The sequence below is a fragment of the Streptosporangium fragile genome (genome assembly GCF_039534445.1).
GTDB classification, from domain to species: domain Bacteria; phylum Actinomycetota; class Actinomycetes; order Streptosporangiales; family Streptosporangiaceae; genus Streptosporangium; species Streptosporangium fragile.
This window is the reverse complement of sequence record NZ_BAAAVI010000025.1, coordinates 78,760-98,828: the sequence shown is the minus strand read 5'-3', so window position 1 is coordinate 98,828 and position 20,069 is coordinate 78,760. Positions and strand designations below refer to the sequence as shown.

Below are 20,069 nucleotides of genomic sequence, written 5' to 3'. Positions count from 1 at the left end.
GCGGTGGCGGCGACGGCGGCGACGGTGGTGGCGGCGGACCGGCGGACATCCGCCGCGGACCGGCCGGCACCGGTGTCAGTCCGCCAGCTCCCCGCGAAGGTCCCGCAGGAACGTCTTGCTGTCGGCGACCGAGTACGCCTGGACGCACAGGCGGTCCATGACCTGCATGTAGTGGTCGGTCTCCTCCAGCTTGTCCAGGTAGAGGGCGCTGGTGAGCTGCTCCATGTAGACCACGTCGGGCAGGTCGCGCTCGGGGAAGCGCAGGATGGAGAACGGCCCGCCCGCGGCGGCGTGGCCGCCCCGCTCGAACGGCATGATCTGCAGCTTGACGTTGGGCAGCTCGGTGACCTTGAGCAGGTGGTCGATCTGGCCGCGCAGCACCCGCGGCCCGCCGATGGGGCGGCGCAGCACGGCCTCGTCCATCACCGCCCACAGCGTCGGCGCGTCCGGCCGGGTCAGCCGCTCCTGGCGGGCCATCCGGAGCGCGACGCGGCGCTCGACCTCGTGCGGGGACGCGGAGCCGTGCACGAGCATGATGACGGCCCGCGCGTATTCGGGGCTCTGCAGAAGCCCGGGGATGAACTGCACCTCGTAGGTCCGCACGACCGAGGCGGCCTCTTCGAGCCCGACGTAGACCCCGAACCAGCTGGGGAGCACGTCACTGTACTTGTGCCACCACCCGGGGGCGTTCGCCTGGCGGGCCAGCGCCAGGAACGGCGCCCTTTCCTCGATATCGGTCACCCCGTACAGGGTCAGCAGGTCGGCGACATCGCGTTCTTTGAAACCGACCCGCCCGAGCTCCAGACGGCTGATCTTGGCGTGCGAGGCGCGGATGGCGTAACCGGCCTCCTCCCGGGAGATGCCCTTGGCCGTACGGAGCCGCCGCAACTGGGCGCCCAGCAGAATGCGCAGGACAGTGGGGCCCCCGCCACCCGGATAGGTGAGAATCCCACCCTGTTCCCCGCCCTGTTCGGCACTCTGTCTCGCCACACCGGCTCCCTGTCGTACCTTTCACGCGACGTACCAGTTTCACATATCCGGCGGGTGTGACGGTCTCCCGTCGGCGGGCCCCCACCTGTGCATGTGCATTCGCAAGTGCACAACCCCAGAAACCGCCCTTTCAGGGCGGGTTCCCGGCAGGGAATACGTGTCCGAAAAGTGATCCGCCCAGGGGTCCGGTCCGGCCGGGGCACGCGACGGACGGACCGCCCGGCGAGGCCGCGGCCCGATACGCCGGGAGGAGGGGATCATCCCGGGGTCGGAACGCGGGAGGCGGCGGTCGCATCCTTCGGACCGGCGCGGTCGGCCGAAGAGCCGATACGCGCGCGGCCGGTGCGCTGGGACGCTGACCGGTGGCGGAGCGGCCGCGGGCCGACACGAAACGCCACCGGGATCACGCGGGAAGCGAGGACACATGGGGAAGGCCCGATCCGGACGGGAACGGCGCGGGTGGCGGAGATGGCTGCGCGCGGTGGGGCGGGTGCTGGGCTGGGCGGCGGTGGCGCTGCTCGTCCTGGCCGGAGCCGGTTACGGGGCGGAGACGTTCGCGGCGAGCGGCGACGCCGACCGGCACCCGGCCCCCGGCCGGCTCGTGGACGTCGGCGGTCACCGGCTCCACCTGCGCTGCGTCGGCTCGGGCGGGCCGACCGTGATCCTGGACGCCGGCTGGGGCGAGGCCGGGGCCACCTGGGACGACGTGCAGACCGCGCTCGCCCGCCGGTCGCTGCGGTCCTGCTCCTACGACAGGGCCGGGTACGGCTGGAGCGAGGCCGGGCCCGGCCCCCGGGACGCCGGGCGGGCCGCCGAGGAGCTCCACACGCTGCTGGAGCGCTCCGGGGAGACCGGGCCGTTCGTGCTGGTCGGCCACTCCTACGGGGGTCACGTCGTCCGGATGCTCGCCGACCGCCATCCCGGCCAGGTCGCCGGGCTGGTGCTGGTGGACGCCACCGAGGCGTCGGAGCGGGTGGCCCGGGAGATCGACGGCCTGACCCCGGTCATCGTCGGGCAGATGCGCCTGTACCAGGTCGCCGCCCGGATCGGCCTGACGCGGCTGTTCGGCGAGGAGCTGGCGGTGGCCGACTCCCCCGCCCTGGTGACGAAGCACGCCCCGGTCGTCTACGGCCCCGGCTCGATGGGGACGGCGGCCGATGAGGCGTCGTCCTTCCCGGCCAGCACCGAGCTGGTCCGCGCCGCCGAGCGGCCCGGGGCGTGGGGCCGGACGCCCGCCGTGGTGATCGGCACCAGCGGTGAGCCGTCCGGTGAGTACTACGCGGGCCTCGCCCGGATGTCCAGCCGCGGGCGCTACGTGGTCGCCGGGACCGACCGGCACTACATCCACCTGGCCGAGCCGGAGCTGGTGATCGGCGCCATCGCGGAGGTGGCCGCCGCCGACCGGCCGTGACGCGCCGTCCGGCCGCCGGGGTCCGGTGGCCAAGATCGGCGCCGCCGTCAGAACGTCACCAGCGGGTCGCCGACGAAGTCGGCGATGAAGTTGACGAAGAAGAACCCGAAGAACAGGAAGTTCAGCACCAGGACCAGGTAGTGCCACCAGTGGGGCCGGGCCGGCCGGGGCAGCCTGGAGTTGAGGTACATGAGCAGGAACGGGTAGATCAGCGCCCCGAAGTTGGACATGTTGGCGGACCACTGCACCAGGCTCACCGGCAGCGCCAGGTGCAGGACGACGGCGATGACCACCAGCAGGACGAGCATGAACGGGTAGTAGAACCGGCGCGGGTCGCCCTCGATGAGCGTCCGCAGCCGGGGGCTGGTGGCGTGGGAGGCGTCGGTCGTCACCCGGACCATCGCCTCGAAGATGCCGAGCTGGGTGGAGAAGAGGATCAGCACCCCGAGGATCAGCGCGATGACGAACATCGCCCGGCCGTACTGGTCGCCCAGGGCGCTCGCGACGAACGTCGGCACGTTCGCCTGGGTCGGCCGCTGACCGGACAGCTCGACGGCCCTGGCCATCAGGATGGTGGGCAGCAGCATGCCGAGGATGGCCCCGACGAAGAAGACGCCCCACATGTCGACCAGGAGCAGGCGGTACCACCGACGCCAGCGGCCGGCGTTCACCCGGTCGTCGGGGAAGGTCACGCCGGTCTCCAGGAGTTCCCTCCTGGGCCCGCGCAGGCCGGCGATGAAGCCGGTGCGGTAGCCCATGCCGTAGCCCTTGTCCCGGTAGTGGCCCATGACGTACCAGTTCAGCCCGGAGGCCAGGGCGGTGAACCCGGCCAGCGCGCCGAGCTGGGTCGCGGTGATCCCGGCGGGCGGCGCGGCGGGGGTGACGAAGCCGCGGATCGCGTCCCACCAGATCTCGAACGGCACCACGAACAGGTCGATGAGCAGCAGCGCGACCAGGATCGTGCCGACCATGATCCAGTTCGCCAGTTCCAGGGTCCGGCTGATCCGCCGGGCGGAGGCGGTGATGGCGAAGACGAGCACGAGCAGGGCGATCGCCCACAGCCGCGGCTCCTCGGCCCCGGCGGGGGCGACCTCGCCGTGCACGAGCGCGTAGACGCCCTGCCCCGCGGAGGCGGCCCAGCCTCCGGCGATGAAGGCGAAGATGACGACGAAGACCGAGAACGGCACCCAGAGCCGGAACCCGGGCGGCACCCGCCCCCAGCCGACCACCGGCACCTCGCCGGTGGCCACGACGTAGCGGGAGCACTCGACGTTGTAGAACGTCTGCAGGACGGCCGAGATCAGGATGACCCAGCCGACCCCGACGAATCCGTACTGGCCGACGGCCTGCGGCCCCAGCAGCCACTCGCCGCTGCCGATCGAGATGCCGAGCGCGATGAGGCTCGGGCCGACGACGTATTTGAACAGCTCCTTCGGGCCGAGCCGGGAGATCTTGAAGACCTCCTCGGGCTCGGGCAGGTCCGTGACGGCGAGCTCCGGGCGGCTGACTCCGAGCTGACGGGAGCGGGCGACCTCAGTCATGGCGACCCTCCAGGGTGTGTGAAACCCCCTCAATCCGACAGTGACCCTCCGGGCGCGCATCGGCAAGCCCCGCGGCGGGGAAGCCCCTCCCGGGCACCGTGGGGAGGCTCCGCGGGTGACCCCGGCGATGATCGTCCGCAGGTCAACCGGCATGCGTTACGTAAGGTAACGACCTGGAAACGCCCTTGTATTATTAATAAAATACGACTAATCTCCCCCGGTAATCGGATCCTGCAGGTCTGCACGGCATCGCCCGGAACTGTCCGCCGGGCACCCCCTTTCCGTTCACAGGGAGTCTCAGCATGGGATCGAAGATTCCAAGGGTGACGCGGCTGGCGGCCGCGGCCGCCACCGTCGTGGCGATGGGCCTGACCGCGGCCTGCGGCGGCGGCCCGGCCGGTGAGCCCGCCGCCGGACCGGCCTCGGGTCCGGCGGCGGGTGACCCGGCCAACCCGGTCACCCTGAAGTTCTGGTCCTGGGTGCCCAACATCCAGAAGGCCGTCGACGCCTTCAACGCCGCCCACCCCGGCATCAAGGTCCAGCTGGAGACCGTCACGGCCGGCCCCGACGGGGGCTACGCCAAGATGCTCGCGGGCGTCAAGGCGGGCAACGCCCCCGACGTGGCGCAGGTCGGCTACGACTCCCTGCCCTCCTTCCTGGTCAACGGCGCGCTGGAGGACATCACGCAGTACGCCGGGCCGCACGCCTCGAAGTTCGTCGACTGGCAGTGGCAGACCGGCGTCTTCGGCGGCAAGGTCTACGCCATCCCGCAGGCCAGCGGGCCGATGGGCTTCTACTACCGCAAGGACCTGTTCGACAAGTGGGGCATCGAGGCCCCCAAGACCTGGGACGACTTCGCCGCCGCGGCCAAGACCATCCGCGAGAAGGACGAGGACGCCTACATCTCGACCTTCGCCGCCAACCAGGCACCCTGGATGATCGCGCTCGCCCAGCAGGCCGGGCAGGAGTGGTTCACCACCGAGGGCGACGCCTGGAAGGTGACGATCGACAACCCCGACACCCGCAAGGTGGCCGACTTCTGGCAGAAGATGCTCGACGAGAAGCTGGTCAAGACCGAGGCGGACATGTCGAACGCCTGGTACAAGGACCTGCAGACCGGCGGCATCGTCGGCTGGATCGGTGGCTCCTGGGGCGACGCGATCATCCGCGGCAACGCCCCGAAGACCTCCGGCAAGTGGGCGGTCGCCCCGATCCCGCAGTGGCCCGGCGCCACCGCGTTCACCTCGGCCAGCTGGGGCGGCGGCTCCGCCTCGGCCGTGCTGAAGGGCACCAAGCACCCCGCCGAGGCCACGACCTTCGCGGTCTGGCTCAACAGCGACCCGCAGAGCGTCAACATCCTGCTCTCGGCCGGGTACGGCTGGCCGTCGATCAAGGACACCGGCCAGATCACCAACCTGCAGAAGGACGACACCGTCTTCCCCTTCTACGGCGGACAGAACATCTGGGACGTCTTCAAGGAGGCCGACGCGGCCGTCAGCAGCGACTGGCGCTGGCCCCCGGTCAGCGACGCCCTCTACGCCTCCGTCACCGACAACGCCAAGGCGGCGGTACAGGGTGAGGGCACGCTCGCGGACGCCTTCACCAAGACCCAGCAGGCGATGGTCGAGCAGCTCAAGGCCAAGGGCCTCAACGTGGTGGCGGGAGGCTGACGATGGCGGGGGTGCTGCAGAGAGAGAAGCCCAGGGCCGGGACGGGGGCGGACCACGGGCGTCCGCGGCATCCCCGCCGCTCCCGGTCGCACGTCGCGGTCTTCGTCGCACCGTTCTTCGTGGCCTTCGCGCTGTTCTTCCTGGCGCCGATCGGCTACGCGGTCTACCAGAGCTTCTTCAAGCTCACCAGCAGCGGTCTCGGCCTGACCGAGCCGACCCTGGACTTCGCCGGACTGGACAACTACGTCACCGCGCTGACCTCGCCGGCCTTCGTCGGCAGCGTCGGCAGGGTGCTGCTGTTCAGCCTGATCGAAGTACCGGTCATGGTGGTCTGCGCGCTGGCGCTGGCCCTGCTCCTCGACTCCGCGCAGGCACGCTTCCGGGCGTTCTTCCGGGTCTCGTTCTTCCTCCCGTACGGCGTGCCCGGCGTGATCGCCTCGCTGCTGTGGGGGTTCCTGTACGTGCCGCAGACCAGCCCGCTGATCGACGTGCTGGCGGCGGTGGGCCTGCCGCACGACTTCCTCGGCCCCGACACGGTACTGCTGGCCATCGCCAACATCTCCACCTGGCAGTTCGCGGGCTACAACATGCTCGTCCTCATCGCCGGGCTCCAGGCGATCCCGCAGGAGCTGTACGAGGCGGCCCGGGTGGACGGCGCGAGCGAGCTGCGGATCGCCTGGCACGTCAAGGTCCCGCTGGTGCGCGCCCCGCTCGTCCTGATCACGGTGTTCACCCTGATCGGCACCCTCCAGCTCTTCGTCGAGCCGCTGGTCCTCAAACCGCTCACCACGGCGATCAACAGCGACTACACGCCGAACCTGGCCGCCTACAACCAGGCCTTCGCGCAGAGCAACATCCACCTCGCGTCCGCGGAGGCGACACTGATTGCGATCATGTCATTCGTGATCTCGTTCGGGTTCCTCCGCCTCGTCAACAGGAAGGGGAACCGGGCATGGTGAGGCGGATCCGCCCCTCCACCGTCGTGGTCCTGGCCCTGCTGGGAGCCGCCGCCGTCTACTTCCTGCTCCCGGTCGCCTGGGTGCTGATCGCCGCCACGAAGAGCTCGGCCGACCTGTTCGGCACCTTCGGCCTGTGGTCGCCCGACCCGCAGCTCGGCGCCAACCTCTCCAACCTGTTCGGCACCGAGGACGGCCTGTTCGGCCGGTGGATCCTCAACAGCTTCCTGTACGCGGGCGCGGGCGCCCTGATCGCCACCCTGCTCTCCGCCGGCGCCGGGTACGCGATGGCCAAATACCCGTTCCCCGGCCGGGAGGCGCTGTTCAACCTGGTGCTCGCCGGGGTGCTCGTACCGGCCACCGTGCTGGCCCTGCCGACGTACCTCATCTTCAGCCAGGTGGGCATCACCGGCACCTTCTGGTCGGTGCTGCTGCCCAGCGTGGTCAGCCCCTTCGGGGTGTACCTGGCGCGCATCCACGCCAACGCCGCCATCCCCGACGCGCTGCTGGAGTCGGCGCGGCTGGACGGCGCCGGGGAGTACCGCATCTTCTTCCGGATCGCCCTCAAGATCATGAGCCCGGCGCTGGTCACGATCTTCCTGTTCCAGTTCATCGGCGTCTGGAACAACTACTTCCTGCCCCTGGTGATGCTCTCCGACCAGCGGCTCTACCCGGTGACGCTGGGTCTGGCGCAGTGGAACTCGCAGACCTTCCGCGACCCGGCGTTCTACGAACTCACGGTCACCGGCGCCGCCGTGTCCGCACTCCTCCTCGTCCTCACCATGGCCTCGTTGCAGCGCTTCTGGCGCGCGGGGCTGACCGCAGGGAGCGTCAAGGGTTGAACACCAGGATCACCCACCTCTACGACCGGCTCGACGGCCTCGGCTTCGGCGCCGACTACAACCCCGAACAGTGGGCGCCCGAGGTCTGGCGCGAGGACGTGCGCCTCATGCGCGAGGCCGGGGTCACCATCGTCACCCTCGGCATCTTCTCCTGGGGCACGGTCGAGCCCTCCCCCGGCGAGTACGACTTCACCTGGCTCGACGAGGTCATGGACCTGCTCGGCGAGGCCGGGATCGCGGTCTCGCTCGCGACCGGCACCGCCTCTCCCCCGGCGTGGATGCCCCGGCTGCACCCGGAGACCCTGCCGGTCACCCGCGACGGGGTCACGCTCTGGCCGGGCTCGCGCCAGCACTACTGCCCCAGCTCCCCCGTCTACCGCGACGCCGCCGTGGCGCTCGCCCGGCGACTCGCCGTCCGGTACGGCGCGCACCCGGCCCTGGCGCTGTGGCACGTCGGCAACGAGTACGGCTGCCACCTGGACGAGTGCTACTGCGAGGTGTCGGCGGAGGACTTCCGGCGCTGGCTGCGCGAGCGGTACGGCGACCTCGACGCGCTGAACGCCGCCTGGTCGACGACCTTCTGGAGCCAGCGCGTCACCGACTGGGCCGAGGTGCACCCGCCCCGGACGGCCCCGACGCTGACCAACCCGGCCCAGGAGCTCGACTTCCGGCGCTTCAGCTCCGACGCCCTGCTCGCCTGCTACCGGGCCGAACGCGAGGCGCTGCTGGAGCTGACCCCGGACGTCCCGGTGACGACCAACATCATGGGCCTGTGGCGGTCGGTCGACTACTTCTCCTGGGCCGAGGACTTCGACATCGTGGCGCTCGACATCTACCCCGAGCCGAAGGACCCCCGGGCCCACATCGACGCCGCCCTCTTCCACGACCTGATGCGCTCGCTGCGCGGCGGGCAGCCGTACCTGATGATGGAGAGCGCGACCGGCGCGATCAGCTACCGGCCGCCGAACCGGCCCAAGCACGCCGGCCTCAACCGGCTCTGGAGCCACCAGGCGCTGGCGCGGGGCGCCGACGCGGTCATGTACTTCCAGTGGCGCGCCTCCCGGGGCGGCGCCGAGAAGTTCCACTCGGCGATCGTCTCCCACGGCGGGACCGACAACCGGATCTTCCGCGAGGTCTCCGCGCTGGGCGCCGAGCTCGGCGACCTGCGCGATGTGACGGGTTCGCGGATCCACGCGGACGTCGCGATCGTGCACGACTGGTCGAACTGGTGGGCCCTGGAGCTGGACGCCCGGCCCGGGGAGCTGAAGCTGCCCGAGCGGCTGCGCGCGCACTACACACCGCTGTGGCGGGAGAACGTCACCGTCGACGTGGTGCCGCCCACGGCCGATCTGTCGGGCTACCGGCTCGTGGTCGTGCCCAACCTCTACCTGTGCTCCGACGCCGCCGCGGACAACCTCCGCGAGTACGTCCGGGCCGGCGGGCACCTGCTGGTCTCGTTCTTCAGCGGAATCGCCGACGAGTGCGACCGCATCCGCCTCGGCGGCTACCCGGGGGCGCTGCGCGAGCCGCTCGGCCTGCGGGTCGAGGAGTTCTGGCCGCTGAACGAGGGCGAGCGCGTCACGCTCGTCCCCGGCGGGCCGGGGGGCGAGGAGGGCACCGGGGGCGACGGAGGGCCCGGCGGGTCCGGCGGCCTCGGCGGGTCGGCGGACCTGTGGGCCGACCACATCGTGCCGGAGGGCGCGAGCGAACTGGCCCGCTACGGTGACGGCCCGCTGGCCGGGCTCCCCGCGGTCACCCGGCACGCCTTCGGCGCGGGCACCGCGACCTACCTGGGCACCCGCCCCGACGAGGAGACCATGCGGGAGCTGGTCCGCGACACGCTCGCGCTGGCCGGGGTCTCCCCGGTCCTGGCCGGACTGCCCGACGGGGTCGAGGCCGTGGTGCGGGTCGCCGAGGACGGCCGGCGGTTCCTGTTCCTGCTCAACCACGGTGACCGGCCCGTACGGGCCGCCGAGGTCGACCTGGCGCCCCACGACGTCGCGGTGATCCGCCGGGAGGGGTCACGGTGAACCATCCCGACGGGGGAGCCGGTCCGGTGCGGACCGGCGAACACACCGGCGCGACCGGGGCGGGCCGGGCGGACGCCCAGGCCCGCGACCGGGCCGCGGCGGGCCGCTTCGTCGGCAGGACCGCCGTGGTGACCGGGGGCGCGTCCGGGATCGGCGCGGCGACCGCCCGGCGGCTGGCGGCGGAGGGCGCGGCGGTGCTGGTCGTCGACGTGTCCGAGGCCGGGGAGGCGCTGGCGGCGGAGCTGCGCGCGGCCGGGGGCCGGGCGGACTTCCTGCCGGGGGACGTCTCCCGGGAGGACACCTGGGACCGCGTCGCCGGATGGGGTCCGGTCGACGTGATCGTCAGCAACGCGTACACCGTCGACGTGGCGCCCGCGCACGAGACCTCGCTGGAGTCGTGGAACCGGCAGATCGGCGTCAGCCTCACCGGGACCTTCCTCGCGGCCCGCCGGCTGCTACCCGATCTTGCTCGCACCGGCGGCGCCATGGTAATCACCTCATCGGTGCACGCCCTCGTCGGCCTCCCGGGGCACCCGGCCTACGCGGCCGCCAAGGGCGGCCTGACGGCACTGACCCGGCAGCTCGCGGTGGAGTACGGCCCCGCCGCACGCGTCAACTGCGTCATCCCGGGGCCGGTCATGACTCCGGCCTGGGACCGGGTGGACGAGCAGGGCCGGGCCGACAGCGTCAGGGCGACCGTACTGCGCAGGTTCGGCTCACCCGACGAGGTCGCCGCGGCCATCGCCTTCCTGGCCTCGCCCGAGGCCTCGTTCGTCACGGGGGCGTCGCTGGTCGTCGACGGCGGATGGAGCGTAGTGAAGGACTCGGCATGATGGCGGTGTACAGCGGGCGGGGCCTCCACGGGCAGACCGTCGAGGCGATCGCCGCGATGATCTTCAGTGGTGAGTGCAGGGAGGGCGACAGCCTCGACGTCGTCGCCCTGCAGGAGAGGCTCGGGGTGAGCTCGACCGCGCTGCGCGAGGCGATGAAGGTGCTCACCGCCAAGGGCCTCATCGCGGCCCGCCCCAAACTGGGCACCTACGTGCGCCCGCGCTCCGACTGGAACCTGCTCGACGGCGACGTGATCCGGTGGAAGTTCGCCGGCCGCCCCGACCACGGCTTCCTGCGCGACCTGCACGAGCTGCGGTCCATCGTCGAGCCGCCGGTCGCCAGCCTGGCCGCGCTGCGCCGCACCCCCGAGCAGCTGGAGGAGCTGCAGGCGGCGCTCGCCCGGATGGCGGAGGCCGGCGAGGCGGGCGAGCCGGCCGCCGTCGTCGAGGCGGACCTGCGCTTCCACCGCGCACTGCTCGCGGCGGGCGGCAACGAGCTGCTGGTCCGCATGGAGGTCGTGATGGGGGCCGGGCTCGCCGGGCGCGACCGGCTGGTCCACGGTTCCCACGACAGCGACGACCCGGTGCCCAGCCACCGGGCGGTGCTCGACGCCATCCGGACGGGCGACGCCGCCGCCGCCGAGGCGGCCATGCGCGAGCTGCTGGCCAAGGCGTGGAGCGACGTCGAGCGCCTGCACCTGGAGGCGGAGTGAAGATCACCAGGATCGAGACGTTCCTCGTCCCGCCGCGCTGGCTGTTCTGCCGGGTGGAGACCGACGACGGTGTCGTCGGGTGGGGTGAGCCGGTCGTCGAGGGCCGGGCCGAGGTCGTGCGGGCCGCGGTGGACGTCCTGAGTGAATACCTTCTCGGTCAGGACCCGCTGCGGATCGAGGACCACTGGCAGGTGCTGACCAAGGGCGGCTTCTACCGGGGCGGCCCCGTGCTGTCCAGCGCGGTCGCCGGGCTCGACCAGGCGCTGTGGGACATCGCCGGCAAGCACTACGGGGCGCCCGTGCACGCGCTGCTGGGCGGGCCGGTCAGGGACCGCGTCCGGGTGTACGCGTGGGTCGGCGGCGACGACCCCGGCGAGCTGCGCGAGGCGATCCAGGAGCAGGTCGAGGCCGGGTTCACCGCGGTCAAGATGAACGGCTCCGGGCTGATGTCCCGGTCGATCCCCGCCACCGAGCTGGCCTCCGTCGTCGAGCGCGCCGAGATCGCCAGGTCGGTGCTCGGCCCCGCCCGCGACTTCGCGATCGACCTGCACGGGCGCGCCGGGACGGCCAGCGCGCGGCGGGTCATCGCGGCGGTGGCCGGCCTGCACCCGATGTTCGTGGAGGAACCGCTGGCGCCGGAGTACCTGCACCGGCTCGGTGAGCTGACCGCGTCGACCGAGGTGCCCATCGCGCTCGGCGAGCGCCTGTACTCCCGCTCGGACTTCCTGCCCGCGCTGAACGCCGGGCTCGCCGTGGCCCAGCCCGACCTCTCGCACGCGGGCGGCATCTCGGAGGTGCGGCGGATCGCCGCGCTCGCCGAGGCGTTCGACGTGCAGCTCGCGCCGCACTGCCCGCTCGGGCCGATCGCGCTGGCCGCCAGCCTCCAGGTCGCCTTCGCCACCCCCAACTTCCTCATCCAGGAGCAGAGCGTGGGCATCCACTACAACGAGGGCGCGGAGCTGCTCGACTACGTCCTCGACCCGGCTCCGTTCGCCTTCACCCGGGGGCACGCCCACCGCACGCCGCTGCCCGGCCTCGGGGTCACGGTGGACGAGCAGGCCGTGCGGAAGGCGGACCGCAACCCCCACGCGTGGCGCAACCCCCTGTGGCGGCACGACGACGGCTCGATGGCAGAGTGGTGATCATGGACATCCTTGACGGGGCCGGCCAGATGGCCCCGGCCGATTTTCTCGACCTGCTCCGAACCCGGAGGTTGCTGGCCATCATCCGGGGACGCGACCCCGAGGCGTCGTTCCGCACGGCGTGCGCGCTCGTCGAGGAGGGCGTCGACGTCCTGGAGGTCTCACTCACCGGCGCCGGAGCCCTCGACGTCATCGCCCGGGTCCGCGCCGAGCTCGGTACCGGCGTGGTCCTCGGCGCCGGGACCGTGCTGACCACGGCCGACGCGGACGCCGCCGTCGCGGCGGGCGCGGGCTTCGCGGTCACCCCGGCCATGGGCGACGGGGCGCTCCGCGCCGTCGAGCTCGGCGTCCCCACCCTCGTCGGCGCGATGACGCCGACCGAGGTGTGGCACGCGGTGACCGTGGGGGCGACCGCGGTCAAGATCTTCCCGGCTTCGGCCGGCGGGCCCGGCTACCTGTCGGCGCTGCGCGATCCCTTCCCCGCCGTGCCGCTCGTACCGGTCGGCGGGGTGCGGGCCGACCAGGTCGGGCCCTACCTCGACGCCGGGGCCGTCGCCGTCGGCGTCGGCTCGCCCCTCGTCGGGGACGCCCCGCACGGCGGCGACCTGGCCGCCCTGCGCGACCGCGCCCGCGCCTTCCTCGAAGCGGTCAAGCCTTGACCGGCGGCCCGGGAGACGGCCGGGACATGACCGGCGGTCCCCGGAACGGTGGAACCCCGACCGGCGGCGAGACCACGACGGACGTCCTGACCCTGGGCGAGACGATGGCCTCCCTGCACGGCTCCGGACCGCTCCGCCTCGGCGGCGACCTCGCGCTGTCGATCGCGGGCGCCGAGGCGAACGTCGCGATCGGCCTGGCCAGGCTCGGCCACACCGCGCGCTGGGCGGGCGTGGTCGGGGCCGACGAGCTCGGCGCCCTGGTGCTGCGCACGCTGCGGGCCGAGGCCGTCGACGTGAGTTCGGTCCGGATCGACCCGGAGCGGCCGACGGGCCTGCTCATCCAGGAGAACCGGATCGGCGACGTCGCGCGCGTCCACTACTACCGGTCGGGCTCGGCCGGGTCGATGCTGGGCACCGCCGACGTGACGGCCGCGCTGGCGGCCGGCGGGCCCCCAAGAATCCTGCACGTCACCGGAATCACCCCGGCTCTCGGCCCCGAGCCGAGGGCGGCGGTCGAACACGCCGTGCGGCGGGCCCGCGAGCTCGGCGCGCGCGTGTGCCTCGACGTCAACCACCGTGCCCGGCTGTGGGACACCGCCGAGGCGTCGGCCGTGCTCGGCCGGCTGCTGCCGTACGTGGACGTGCTGATCGCCTCCCACGACGAGCTGCCGATCGTCGCCCCCGGCGGCGCCGCGGGCGCGCTGGACGCGGGGGTGGGCGAGGTGGTCGTCAAGCACGGGGCGGCGGGGGCCGAGGTCTGGGCGGGCGGAGAGCACGCCGCGCTGCCCGCCCGCCGGGTCCCGGTGAGGAGCACCGTCGGCGCGGGGGACGCGTTCGTCGCCGGATACCTGTCCGGCCTGCTGGAGGGCCTGCCGCCGGCCGGCCGCCTGGAGCGCGGCGTCACCCTGGGCGCGTTCGCGGTGGCCACCCACGGCGACTGGCACGGCCTCCCGTCCCGGGAGGAGCTCGGCCTGCTCTCGCTCGCGGCGGGCGAGACCGTTCGCTGAGGCGGCGCGCCGCCTCGGCACGCCGCCGCGCGAGGTCGCGCACGGGAGCCTACGGGGGCGTGCCGGGCCGCGGCACGCCCCGCCCGGGGCCGTACGGGGTCGCGGCACGTTGTCGCGCGAGGTCGCGCACAGGGGTGTACGGGGCCGTACGCCGTGGCGTGACGCGTGCGGTGGGGAGCCGGGAACCGCTCCACGGCTTGCCCCGGGGGGCTTAACCTTCCTTTAGGGTTCTCGCAGCGCGGCTCTAACGGGGTGCCCGGCACGCTCGGAACATGCGGAAAACCACGAAACTCACCCTTGCCACCATCGGTCTCCTCGCCGTCGTCGGCGGCGGCGGCGCGGCGGCCTTCGCCGGGGAGATGACCCCCACCCCGACCCCCGAAGTCAGTGAGGCCGACGTCAAGGTTCAGCGCGACGCGGCCATCAAGATCGCGCAGGACAAGATCCCCGGCGCCCGGCTCGTCAAGGCGGAGTTCGACGGCGACGAGGCCCCCGCCAGCTGGGAGATCGAGCTGCGCCAGGGCGACGTCGAGCACGACCTGGACATCGACGCGACCACCGGCGCGATCCTGGAGCAGGACCGGGAGACCGAGACCGCGGGCGACCGGGCCGACGACACCGGCTCTGACGACGCGGACGACCAGAACGGCCAGGACGACTCCGGCGCACAGGACGACGCGGACGACCAGAACGACTCAGGCCAGAACACCCCGGGCCAGAACAGCTCGGACGCGCGGGACGACGCGGACGACCAGAATGACTCGGACGACCAGGGCGACGACTGAGCTCGAACCTCGTCCGGTCGGGCGAGCAGGACGTCGACCCACCGGCCCCGGGGGAACGAGGGCGTGCCCGGGCATGACCTGTCGCACGTCCCGTGATTGCACCGGAAGCGGGGGTATGGTCAGCGAATGAGCGTTAAGGATGAACTGCGCGAGGTCGAGGAAGACATCGAGAGGCTCCGCTCCGAGGTGGCCGAGCTGCGCCGCCAGGTGGGAGACCTGGGGCCGAGCGACGCCGCCGAGCGATCGATGCTGATCAACCAGGCCGACGAGGAGCAGGCCCTTCTTCTCGGGCTGGAGGCCCGCCGCGAGGATCTGATCAAGCGCCTGAACGAGTGAGCGGACACGGGCCGGCCGGCAGGCCTCCCCGACGGCACCGCGCCTCCGGTCCGGGCACCGGCGTGCCTCCACGTCCCGGGCAGCGGGCGCGTCGCGAGCAACGGCCGCAGAACCTACCCGTCTGGGCGTTTCATCCTGATTGGTGAGCTATGACCCTCAATGTGGCGTGTTCGGTTATATGGGCCTTCTCGGGGTAACCATAACAGCGAACCACCATCAGGGGGATGAAATGATCAGCATGCTTCACAAAATGGGCGTGAAGTCCGGAATGATGTACGTCGCCGGAGTCGCCTCGATCGGCCTGTCGTTCGCCTCATGGCTGACGTCGGCGACGACCGAGAAAGCGGGCCTGGACCGGGCCGACCGATGGGGAATCTTCGTCGGCGAGTGGGCGCCCACCTTCTTCGCGATGGGCGTCGCCCTGCGGATCGAGGAGGCCCGCGAGGAGATGCGCCCGATGATGGAGCGCGAGACGACCGGTACGTACGCCGAGACCAGGATGCCTTCGCGCGCCGGCGTGTAGCACCACGATCGAACGACCGCGAGGCGGGGCGCGTCCGGGGAGGACGCGCCCCGCCTCGTCGTCCCGGCCCCACCCCGTTCCGGCGTCCACGGGCCCGGCGTACCACGGGAGATCCCGGGGTGCGAGAAGACCCTCGGGAGACCGGGAGGAGATCCGGAAGGCCGGCGGGACGGGGGCCGGGGCGGGGTCAGACCCGGGTGACCAGCGCCGGGCGCCGGGGGTCGTCGACGCGGACGACCACGTCGGCGGAGCGCACCGGGTCCGCCTCCTCCTCGTAGCGCGCGTAGGCGGGCAGCGTCCACCGCCGCTCCTCGGGGGTCCGCCGGGCGAGCGCGCCGGGCGAGAGCCACAGGTGCACGGTCACCTCGAACGGCAGCCCCCGGCCCAGCAGCAGGGGGCCGTCCAGCAGCAGCACCCCGCCCGGCGGCAGGGTGACGTACGGCGCCCGGGTGGCCCGGTCGGCGACGCTGTCCCACAGCGTGGGCAGCACCTTTCCCGGCCCGCCGGGATCGAGCGGGGCCAGGACCTCGCGGACCAGGCCCCCGTAGTCGTACCAGTCGGTGTAGAAGTTGTCCGGATCGGTCCGGCCGAACTCGAAGCGGAGCGACGCCGGGCGCAGGAAGTCGTCGGCGGAGACCCGGAGCACCTCGCGGCCGCGCAGGCGGAGCGGGCCGGTCAGCGCGTCCGCGAGGTCGCCCGGCCGCGCCGCCGGCGCCCCGTCGAGGGCGACGCGCACCCGGGAGTCGCGGGGGGCCGCGGCCACCCGGTCGGCGAGTTCCTCGACCAGCGAGGACGGGGAGATCGGCTGTACGTCCACCCCACCATCCTGGCCGACGCCGGCTGATGTCCGTTTCGTGCGGGTCGGCCCGGTCACCGGCCGGGTCACCGCCATGCCACGGTCAAGATCACACGTGATGCCGATCAAATATCGCTCTGTCCGGGTTGTCCGATGGCTACGCGCGGTAACCAACCATGTGGATCGACGACTCGGCCGTGACCGAGCGTCGATCTCCCGCTCGTGCTCCCTCCCTGAGGGCACGCTCGGGGAGCTGGCGTGGCCTTCACGTCTTCCCGCAAACAAGATCACGGCGAATTACGCACGGCGGACAGCGATGTCAGGAGGACTTCAGTGATCAAGCGCGGTAAGCCCACCAAGAACGGGCAGGTAAAGCTCACGTTCACGATCCCGGAGGGCGACGTCCACGGTGCGGTGTCGGTGGTGGGCGACTTCAACGGCTGGGACCCCTACGCCCATCCGATGCAGCGCAAGGAGGACGGCACCTACCAGGTGAGCCTCACCGTACCCGCGCAGCAGCCCATCCGCTTCCGCTACCTCGCGGACGGCGGCGTGTGGTTCGACGACGCCGACGCCGACCACCACGACGAGCACGGCGGCCGGCTCAACCCGATCGGCTCGATGAACTCGATGAAGGAGCAGGGCGTTCCGGCCAAGCCCGCGGCGAAGCGCACCGTCAAGAAGCCCGCGCGACAGGCGCTCGCGAACGGCTCGTCGGTCGCGGCCCCGGTGGCGGCCTCGTAGCGACGGGCGTCCCGCTCGCGGGGCGGAGATCTCCGCCGTCTCCGATCATCACTCACCGGGACGGCCTCCCCCCGTTCCCTGCCGTTCTCCCGGTCCACCGCCCAGGCGGTTCACCGCCAGGGCGAGCACCGTTCCGTACACCACGTGACCGGCGGCCATCACCGCGGGACGCCCCGGCCGGTCACGGGAGATCGGCGGCAGGATGCCCAGGCCCGGCACCCAGCCCTGGTAGCTGACGGCCCAGATCGCCAGCCCGTAGGCCACGCCGAGCGTCACCGGGACGCGGCGCCTCCCGGAGGCCAGGGCGAGCAGGGAACCGCAGGCCGCGCCGAAACCGAAGTGGGTGATCGCACCCAGCACTCCCTCGCCCCGTTTGGGGCGGTGCTTGTGGCCGGGGAGGAACGCGCGGGCGATCCGCTTGGGCGGCTGGTCCCGCATCAGGCCCGCGCGGCTCCCGGCGAGCATCACCACGCTCATCACGGCGGTGGCGAGCACGCCGCCCGCGGCGCCCCTCACAAGATCATGTGCCATCGTCGCCCCCTCGTGGTTCCCCTGCTTCCCGCGTGCCCGCACCACCAACCGACAAACGGCGCTATGCATGGAAATGAACACCTTTGTCGCTTTCGGTGGGCGACCAGCCGTTTCAGCGCCGAGGTCAGGGTATGGCGATTCCCAGACCTGCGGAGAGGACGCCGCACCTCACCGAGACGGCCCGGACCGCGAGCACCCGGGCCAGGAAGGGCCTCACCCATGACGATGCACTCCTTCTGGCTGGAAACCGCTCCGGGTCGGCCGTACCCGGTGCTCGCCGGGAACGTGGAGGTGGACGTCGCCGTCGTCGGCGGCGGGATCGCCGGGCTGAGCACGGCCTGGGAACTGACCAGGGCGGGCCGGTCGGTGGCGGTGCTGGAGGCCGACCGCGTCGCCGCGGGCGTGACCGGCCACACCACGGCCAAGCTGTCGTCGCTGCACACCCTGGTCTACGCGCGGCTGAGCTCGTCGGCGGGCGCGGAGGCCGCGCGGCTGTACGCCCGGTCGCAGCAGGAGGCCGCCGAGCACGTCGCGCGGACCGCCGCCGAACTCGGCGTCGACTGCGACCTCGAACCGGTGCCCGCCTTCACCTACGCCGAGAGCGACGAGACCGCCGAGAAGGTCCGCGCGGAGGCGGAGGCCGCACGCGAGGCGGGCCTGACAGCCTCGTTCGTCACCGGCTCCCCACTGCCGTTCCCCGTCGCCGGGGCGGTCCGCGTGGAGGGGCAGGCCCAGTTCCACCCACGCAAGTACCTGCTGGGGCTCCTGGAGGCCATGACCGCCCGCGGGGCGCTCGTCTACGAGCGCAGCCGCGTGGTCAAGCTCGACGAGGGCACGCCGTGCCGGCTGACCACGGCCGACGGGGCGACCGTCACGGCCCGGGACGTGGTGGTCGCCACGCACTACCCGGTGTTCGACCGTGCCCTGCTGTTCGCCCGGATGGAGGTCCACCGCGAACTGGTCGTCGCCGCGCCGATCCCGGCGGAGCGCGACCCGGGCGGCATGTTCATCACCACCGAGCAGGGCATCCGCTCGGTCCGCACGGCACCGTACGACGACGGGCGCCGCCTGCTGATCGTCACCGGCGAGTCGTTCAAGCCCGGCAGCGGCGGGGCCGGCGAGCGCTTCGCGCGTCTGGAGGCGTGGGCCGCCGAGCGGTTCGGCGCCGACCGGATCGCGTACCGGTGGGCGGCCCAGGACAACGACACCACCGACCGGCTGCCCTTCGTGGGGCCGCTGCACCCCGGTGCCCGGCACGCCTACGTGGCCACCGGGTTCGGCGGGTGGGGCATGAGCAACGGGGTCATGTCGGGCCTGCTGCTGGCCGCCCTGATCGGCGGGGAGGACCGGCCGTGGAGCGGGCTCTACGACCCCCGGCGGCTGCACCCGCTGCGGGAGGCGGGCCCGATGCTGAAGCTCCAGGCGTCCGTCGCCCGGCACTTCGTGGGCGACCGGCTGGGCTCGGGGCCGGTCGGCACCGTGGCCGACCTCGGGCCGGGGCAGGGCGCGGTCCTCAAGGTGGGCGGTCAGCGCTCCGCCGTCTACCGTGACGAGAGCGGTGAGATCCACGCGGTCTCGGCGGTCTGCACCCACCTGGGGTGCATCGTGGGCTTCAACGACGCCGAACGCACCTGGGAGTGCCCCTGCCACGGCTCCCGGTTCGACGTCGACGGCTCCGTGCTGCAAGGACCCGCCGTCGACCCCCTCAGACGTCTCAGCGCCGACGCGGACGGGGAACCGGGGGCGGACGAGAGCGCGGCGGGCCCGGCCGACACGGGGAACCGGGAACAGTCGGAAGGGTGACGGCCATGGGCTTCGGACGGCCGGACACGGCACGGATCGCGCGCTCCGCAGCGTACCGGATCGCGCGGATCCGGGAAGGCCGGGCGCTGCACAAGGACGGCGTCTCCTTCGCCGCCACGCTCCGCGTGGTGGACCACCCCCGCCTCGGGGTGCCCGTCCTGGACGCCCCGGGCGAGCGGGAGGCGCTGGTCCGGTTCTCGCGGGCGGTCTCGCTGACGCGGTCACTGCCCGACGTGCTCGGCCTGGCCGTGCGGCTGCCGGGCGGGGGCGGCGCGGGCGGCGACCTCGACCTGCTGCTGTCCACGACCCTCTGGCCGAGGTGGATGCCGTTCCCGAGCACCGGATTCTCCTCGCCGGTGTACTCGACGCTGCTCTCCTACGACCACCCGGACGGGCCGCTGCGGCTCCTCGCGGTCCCGGCCGAGCGCGGCCGGAGGATCCCGGCGGACCTCGACTCCCTGGTGGCGTCCGTGACGGGCAGGCCGCTGGAGTTCGTCCTCGGCGTCGACGGAGCCCGCAGGCACCCGCTGGCACGGCTCGTCGTGCGCACTCCCCTGCCGTGCGAGACCGGTGAGCCCCGGGGGTACGACCCCGTCCTCAACGGGCATCCCGCGCTGGGACCGTACCGGTGGCTGCGGGCGGCACGGGCCGGTGCGTACGCGGGTTCACGGGACGGCAGGGCCGCGCGGGACAGGCCCTCCCCCGGCGGGAGACCGCGCTCGGAACAGGGCGCCGGGGTGCGCCTCCCGGCGCCCTGACA

General features: G+C 72.7%; 20 protein-coding genes. 16 read left to right on the top strand and 4 right to left on the bottom strand.

What is annotated here, in order from left to right; all coding sequences use genetic code 11:
- Window positions 1–75: 75 nt before the first annotated feature.
- A complete protein-coding gene (locus ABD841_RS18765; RefSeq protein ID WP_344973176.1) occupies window positions 76–948 on the bottom strand; it encodes a helix-turn-helix domain-containing protein in 873 nt (290 codons plus the stop codon).
- Window positions 949–1,414: 466 nt separating this feature from the next.
- Between ABD841_RS18765 and ABD841_RS18760 the strand changes: the two genes are divergently transcribed.
- Window positions 1,415–2,401 (top strand): alpha/beta fold hydrolase, encoded by a 987-nt coding sequence (locus tag ABD841_RS18760; protein ID WP_344973141.1) that lies wholly within the window; start codon window positions 1,415–1,417, stop codon window positions 2,399–2,401.
- A 47-nt stretch (window positions 2,402–2,448) separates the two neighbouring features.
- On the opposite strand, the gene ABD841_RS18755 is transcribed toward ABD841_RS18760, so the two are convergent.
- Window positions 2,449–3,942 carry an Nramp family divalent metal transporter gene (locus ABD841_RS18755; protein ID WP_344973139.1) on the bottom strand — a complete coding sequence of 498 codons (1,494 nt, stop codon included), beginning with the start codon at window positions 3,940–3,942 and terminating at the stop codon, window positions 2,449–2,451.
- 323 nt (window positions 3,943–4,265) lie between these two features.
- Between ABD841_RS18755 and ABD841_RS18750 the strand changes: the two genes are divergently transcribed.
- The 12 genes from ABD841_RS18750 (at window position 4,266) to ABD841_RS18695 (ending at window position 15,435) form a co-directional block, all read left to right on the top strand.
- Window positions 4,266–5,612 carry an ABC transporter substrate-binding protein gene (locus ABD841_RS18750; protein WP_344973137.1) on the top strand — a complete coding sequence of 449 codons (1,347 nt, stop codon included), beginning with the start codon at window positions 4,266–4,268 and terminating at the stop codon, window positions 5,610–5,612.
- A gap of 11 nt (window positions 5,613–5,623) precedes the next feature.
- Window positions 5,624–6,571: a carbohydrate ABC transporter permease gene (locus tag ABD841_RS18745; RefSeq protein WP_344973135.1), complete on the top strand. Its 948-nt coding sequence runs from the start codon at window positions 5,624–5,626 to the stop codon at window positions 6,569–6,571.
- Window positions 6,565–7,410, top strand: a complete 846-nt coding sequence (locus ABD841_RS18740; protein ID WP_344973133.1) for a carbohydrate ABC transporter permease — start codon at window positions 6,565–6,567, stop codon at window positions 7,408–7,410. The genes ABD841_RS18745 and ABD841_RS18740 overlap by 7 nt, the downstream gene beginning before the upstream one ends.
- Window positions 7,407–9,440 carry a beta-galactosidase gene (locus ABD841_RS18735; RefSeq protein ID WP_344973131.1) on the top strand — a complete coding sequence of 678 codons (2,034 nt, stop codon included), beginning with the start codon at window positions 7,407–7,409 and terminating at the stop codon, window positions 9,438–9,440. The genes ABD841_RS18740 and ABD841_RS18735 overlap by 4 nt, the downstream gene beginning before the upstream one ends.
- A complete protein-coding gene (locus ABD841_RS18730; protein WP_425582003.1) occupies window positions 9,437–10,273 on the top strand; it encodes an SDR family NAD(P)-dependent oxidoreductase in 837 nt (278 codons plus the stop codon). Before ABD841_RS18735 ends, ABD841_RS18730 begins: the two co-directional genes overlap by 4 nt.
- The gene (locus ABD841_RS18725; protein ID WP_344973129.1) at window positions 10,270–10,983 is read left to right on the top strand and encodes a FadR/GntR family transcriptional regulator; all 714 of its coding nucleotides are present in this window, start codon (window positions 10,270–10,272) and stop codon (window positions 10,981–10,983) included. The genes ABD841_RS18730 and ABD841_RS18725 overlap by 4 nt, the downstream gene beginning before the upstream one ends.
- A complete protein-coding gene (gene dgoD, locus ABD841_RS18720) occupies window positions 10,980–12,125 on the top strand; it encodes a galactonate dehydratase (RefSeq protein ID WP_344973127.1) in 1,146 nt (381 codons plus the stop codon). The genes ABD841_RS18725 and dgoD overlap by 4 nt, the downstream gene beginning before the upstream one ends.
- Window positions 12,126–12,127: 2 nt before the next feature.
- Entirely contained in the window at window positions 12,128–12,784 is a 657-nt protein-coding gene (locus tag ABD841_RS18715) for a bifunctional 4-hydroxy-2-oxoglutarate aldolase/2-dehydro-3-deoxy-phosphogluconate aldolase (RefSeq protein WP_344973125.1), read from the top strand.
- Window positions 12,785–12,810: 26 nt separating this feature from the next.
- Window positions 12,811–13,791, top strand: coding sequence for a sugar kinase (locus tag ABD841_RS18710; RefSeq protein WP_344973123.1), 981 nt, complete (start codon window positions 12,811–12,813; stop codon window positions 13,789–13,791).
- Between the two features lie 272 nt (window positions 13,792–14,063).
- Window positions 14,064–14,576: a PepSY domain-containing protein gene (locus ABD841_RS18705; RefSeq protein ID WP_344973121.1), complete on the top strand. Its 513-nt coding sequence runs from the start codon at window positions 14,064–14,066 to the stop codon at window positions 14,574–14,576.
- 126 nt (window positions 14,577–14,702) lie between these two features.
- The gene (locus tag ABD841_RS18700) at window positions 14,703–14,912 is read left to right on the top strand and encodes a hypothetical protein (RefSeq protein ID WP_344973119.1); all 210 of its coding nucleotides are present in this window, start codon (window positions 14,703–14,705) and stop codon (window positions 14,910–14,912) included.
- 250 nt (window positions 14,913–15,162) lie between these two features.
- On the top strand, window positions 15,163–15,435 hold the full coding sequence (locus ABD841_RS18695; protein ID WP_344973117.1) for a hypothetical protein: 273 nt from the start codon (window positions 15,163–15,165) through the stop codon (window positions 15,433–15,435).
- A gap of 187 nt (window positions 15,436–15,622) precedes the next feature.
- On the opposite strand, the gene ABD841_RS18690 is transcribed toward ABD841_RS18695, so the two are convergent.
- A complete protein-coding gene (locus ABD841_RS18690; protein WP_344973115.1) occupies window positions 15,623–16,252 on the bottom strand; it encodes a nucleoside/nucleotide kinase family protein in 630 nt (209 codons plus the stop codon).
- Between the two features lie 312 nt (window positions 16,253–16,564).
- Here ABD841_RS18690 and ABD841_RS18685 point away from each other — a divergent pair, with 312 nt between their 5' ends.
- Complete coding sequence (locus ABD841_RS18685; protein ID WP_344973113.1) at window positions 16,565–16,975, top strand: isoamylase early set domain-containing protein; 411 nt, start codon at window positions 16,565–16,567, stop codon at window positions 16,973–16,975.
- A 48-nt stretch (window positions 16,976–17,023) separates the two neighbouring features.
- Here ABD841_RS18685 and ABD841_RS18680 read toward each other — a convergent pair whose 3' ends face one another.
- Window positions 17,024–17,506 (bottom strand): DUF6789 family protein, encoded by a 483-nt coding sequence (locus tag ABD841_RS18680; RefSeq protein ID WP_344973111.1) that lies wholly within the window; start codon window positions 17,504–17,506, stop codon window positions 17,024–17,026.
- 219 nt (window positions 17,507–17,725) lie between these two features.
- On the opposite strand from ABD841_RS18680, the gene ABD841_RS18675 reads away from it, so the two are divergent.
- Both ABD841_RS18675 and ABD841_RS18670 read left to right on the top strand, forming a co-directional pair.
- Entirely contained in the window at window positions 17,726–19,309 is a 1,584-nt protein-coding gene (locus ABD841_RS18675) for an FAD-dependent oxidoreductase (RefSeq protein ID WP_344973109.1), read from the top strand.
- A 5-nt stretch (window positions 19,310–19,314) separates the two neighbouring features.
- Window positions 19,315–20,067, top strand: a complete 753-nt coding sequence (locus tag ABD841_RS18670; RefSeq protein WP_344973107.1) for a hypothetical protein — start codon at window positions 19,315–19,317, stop codon at window positions 20,065–20,067.
- The last annotated feature ends 2 nt before the right edge of the window (window positions 20,068–20,069 follow it).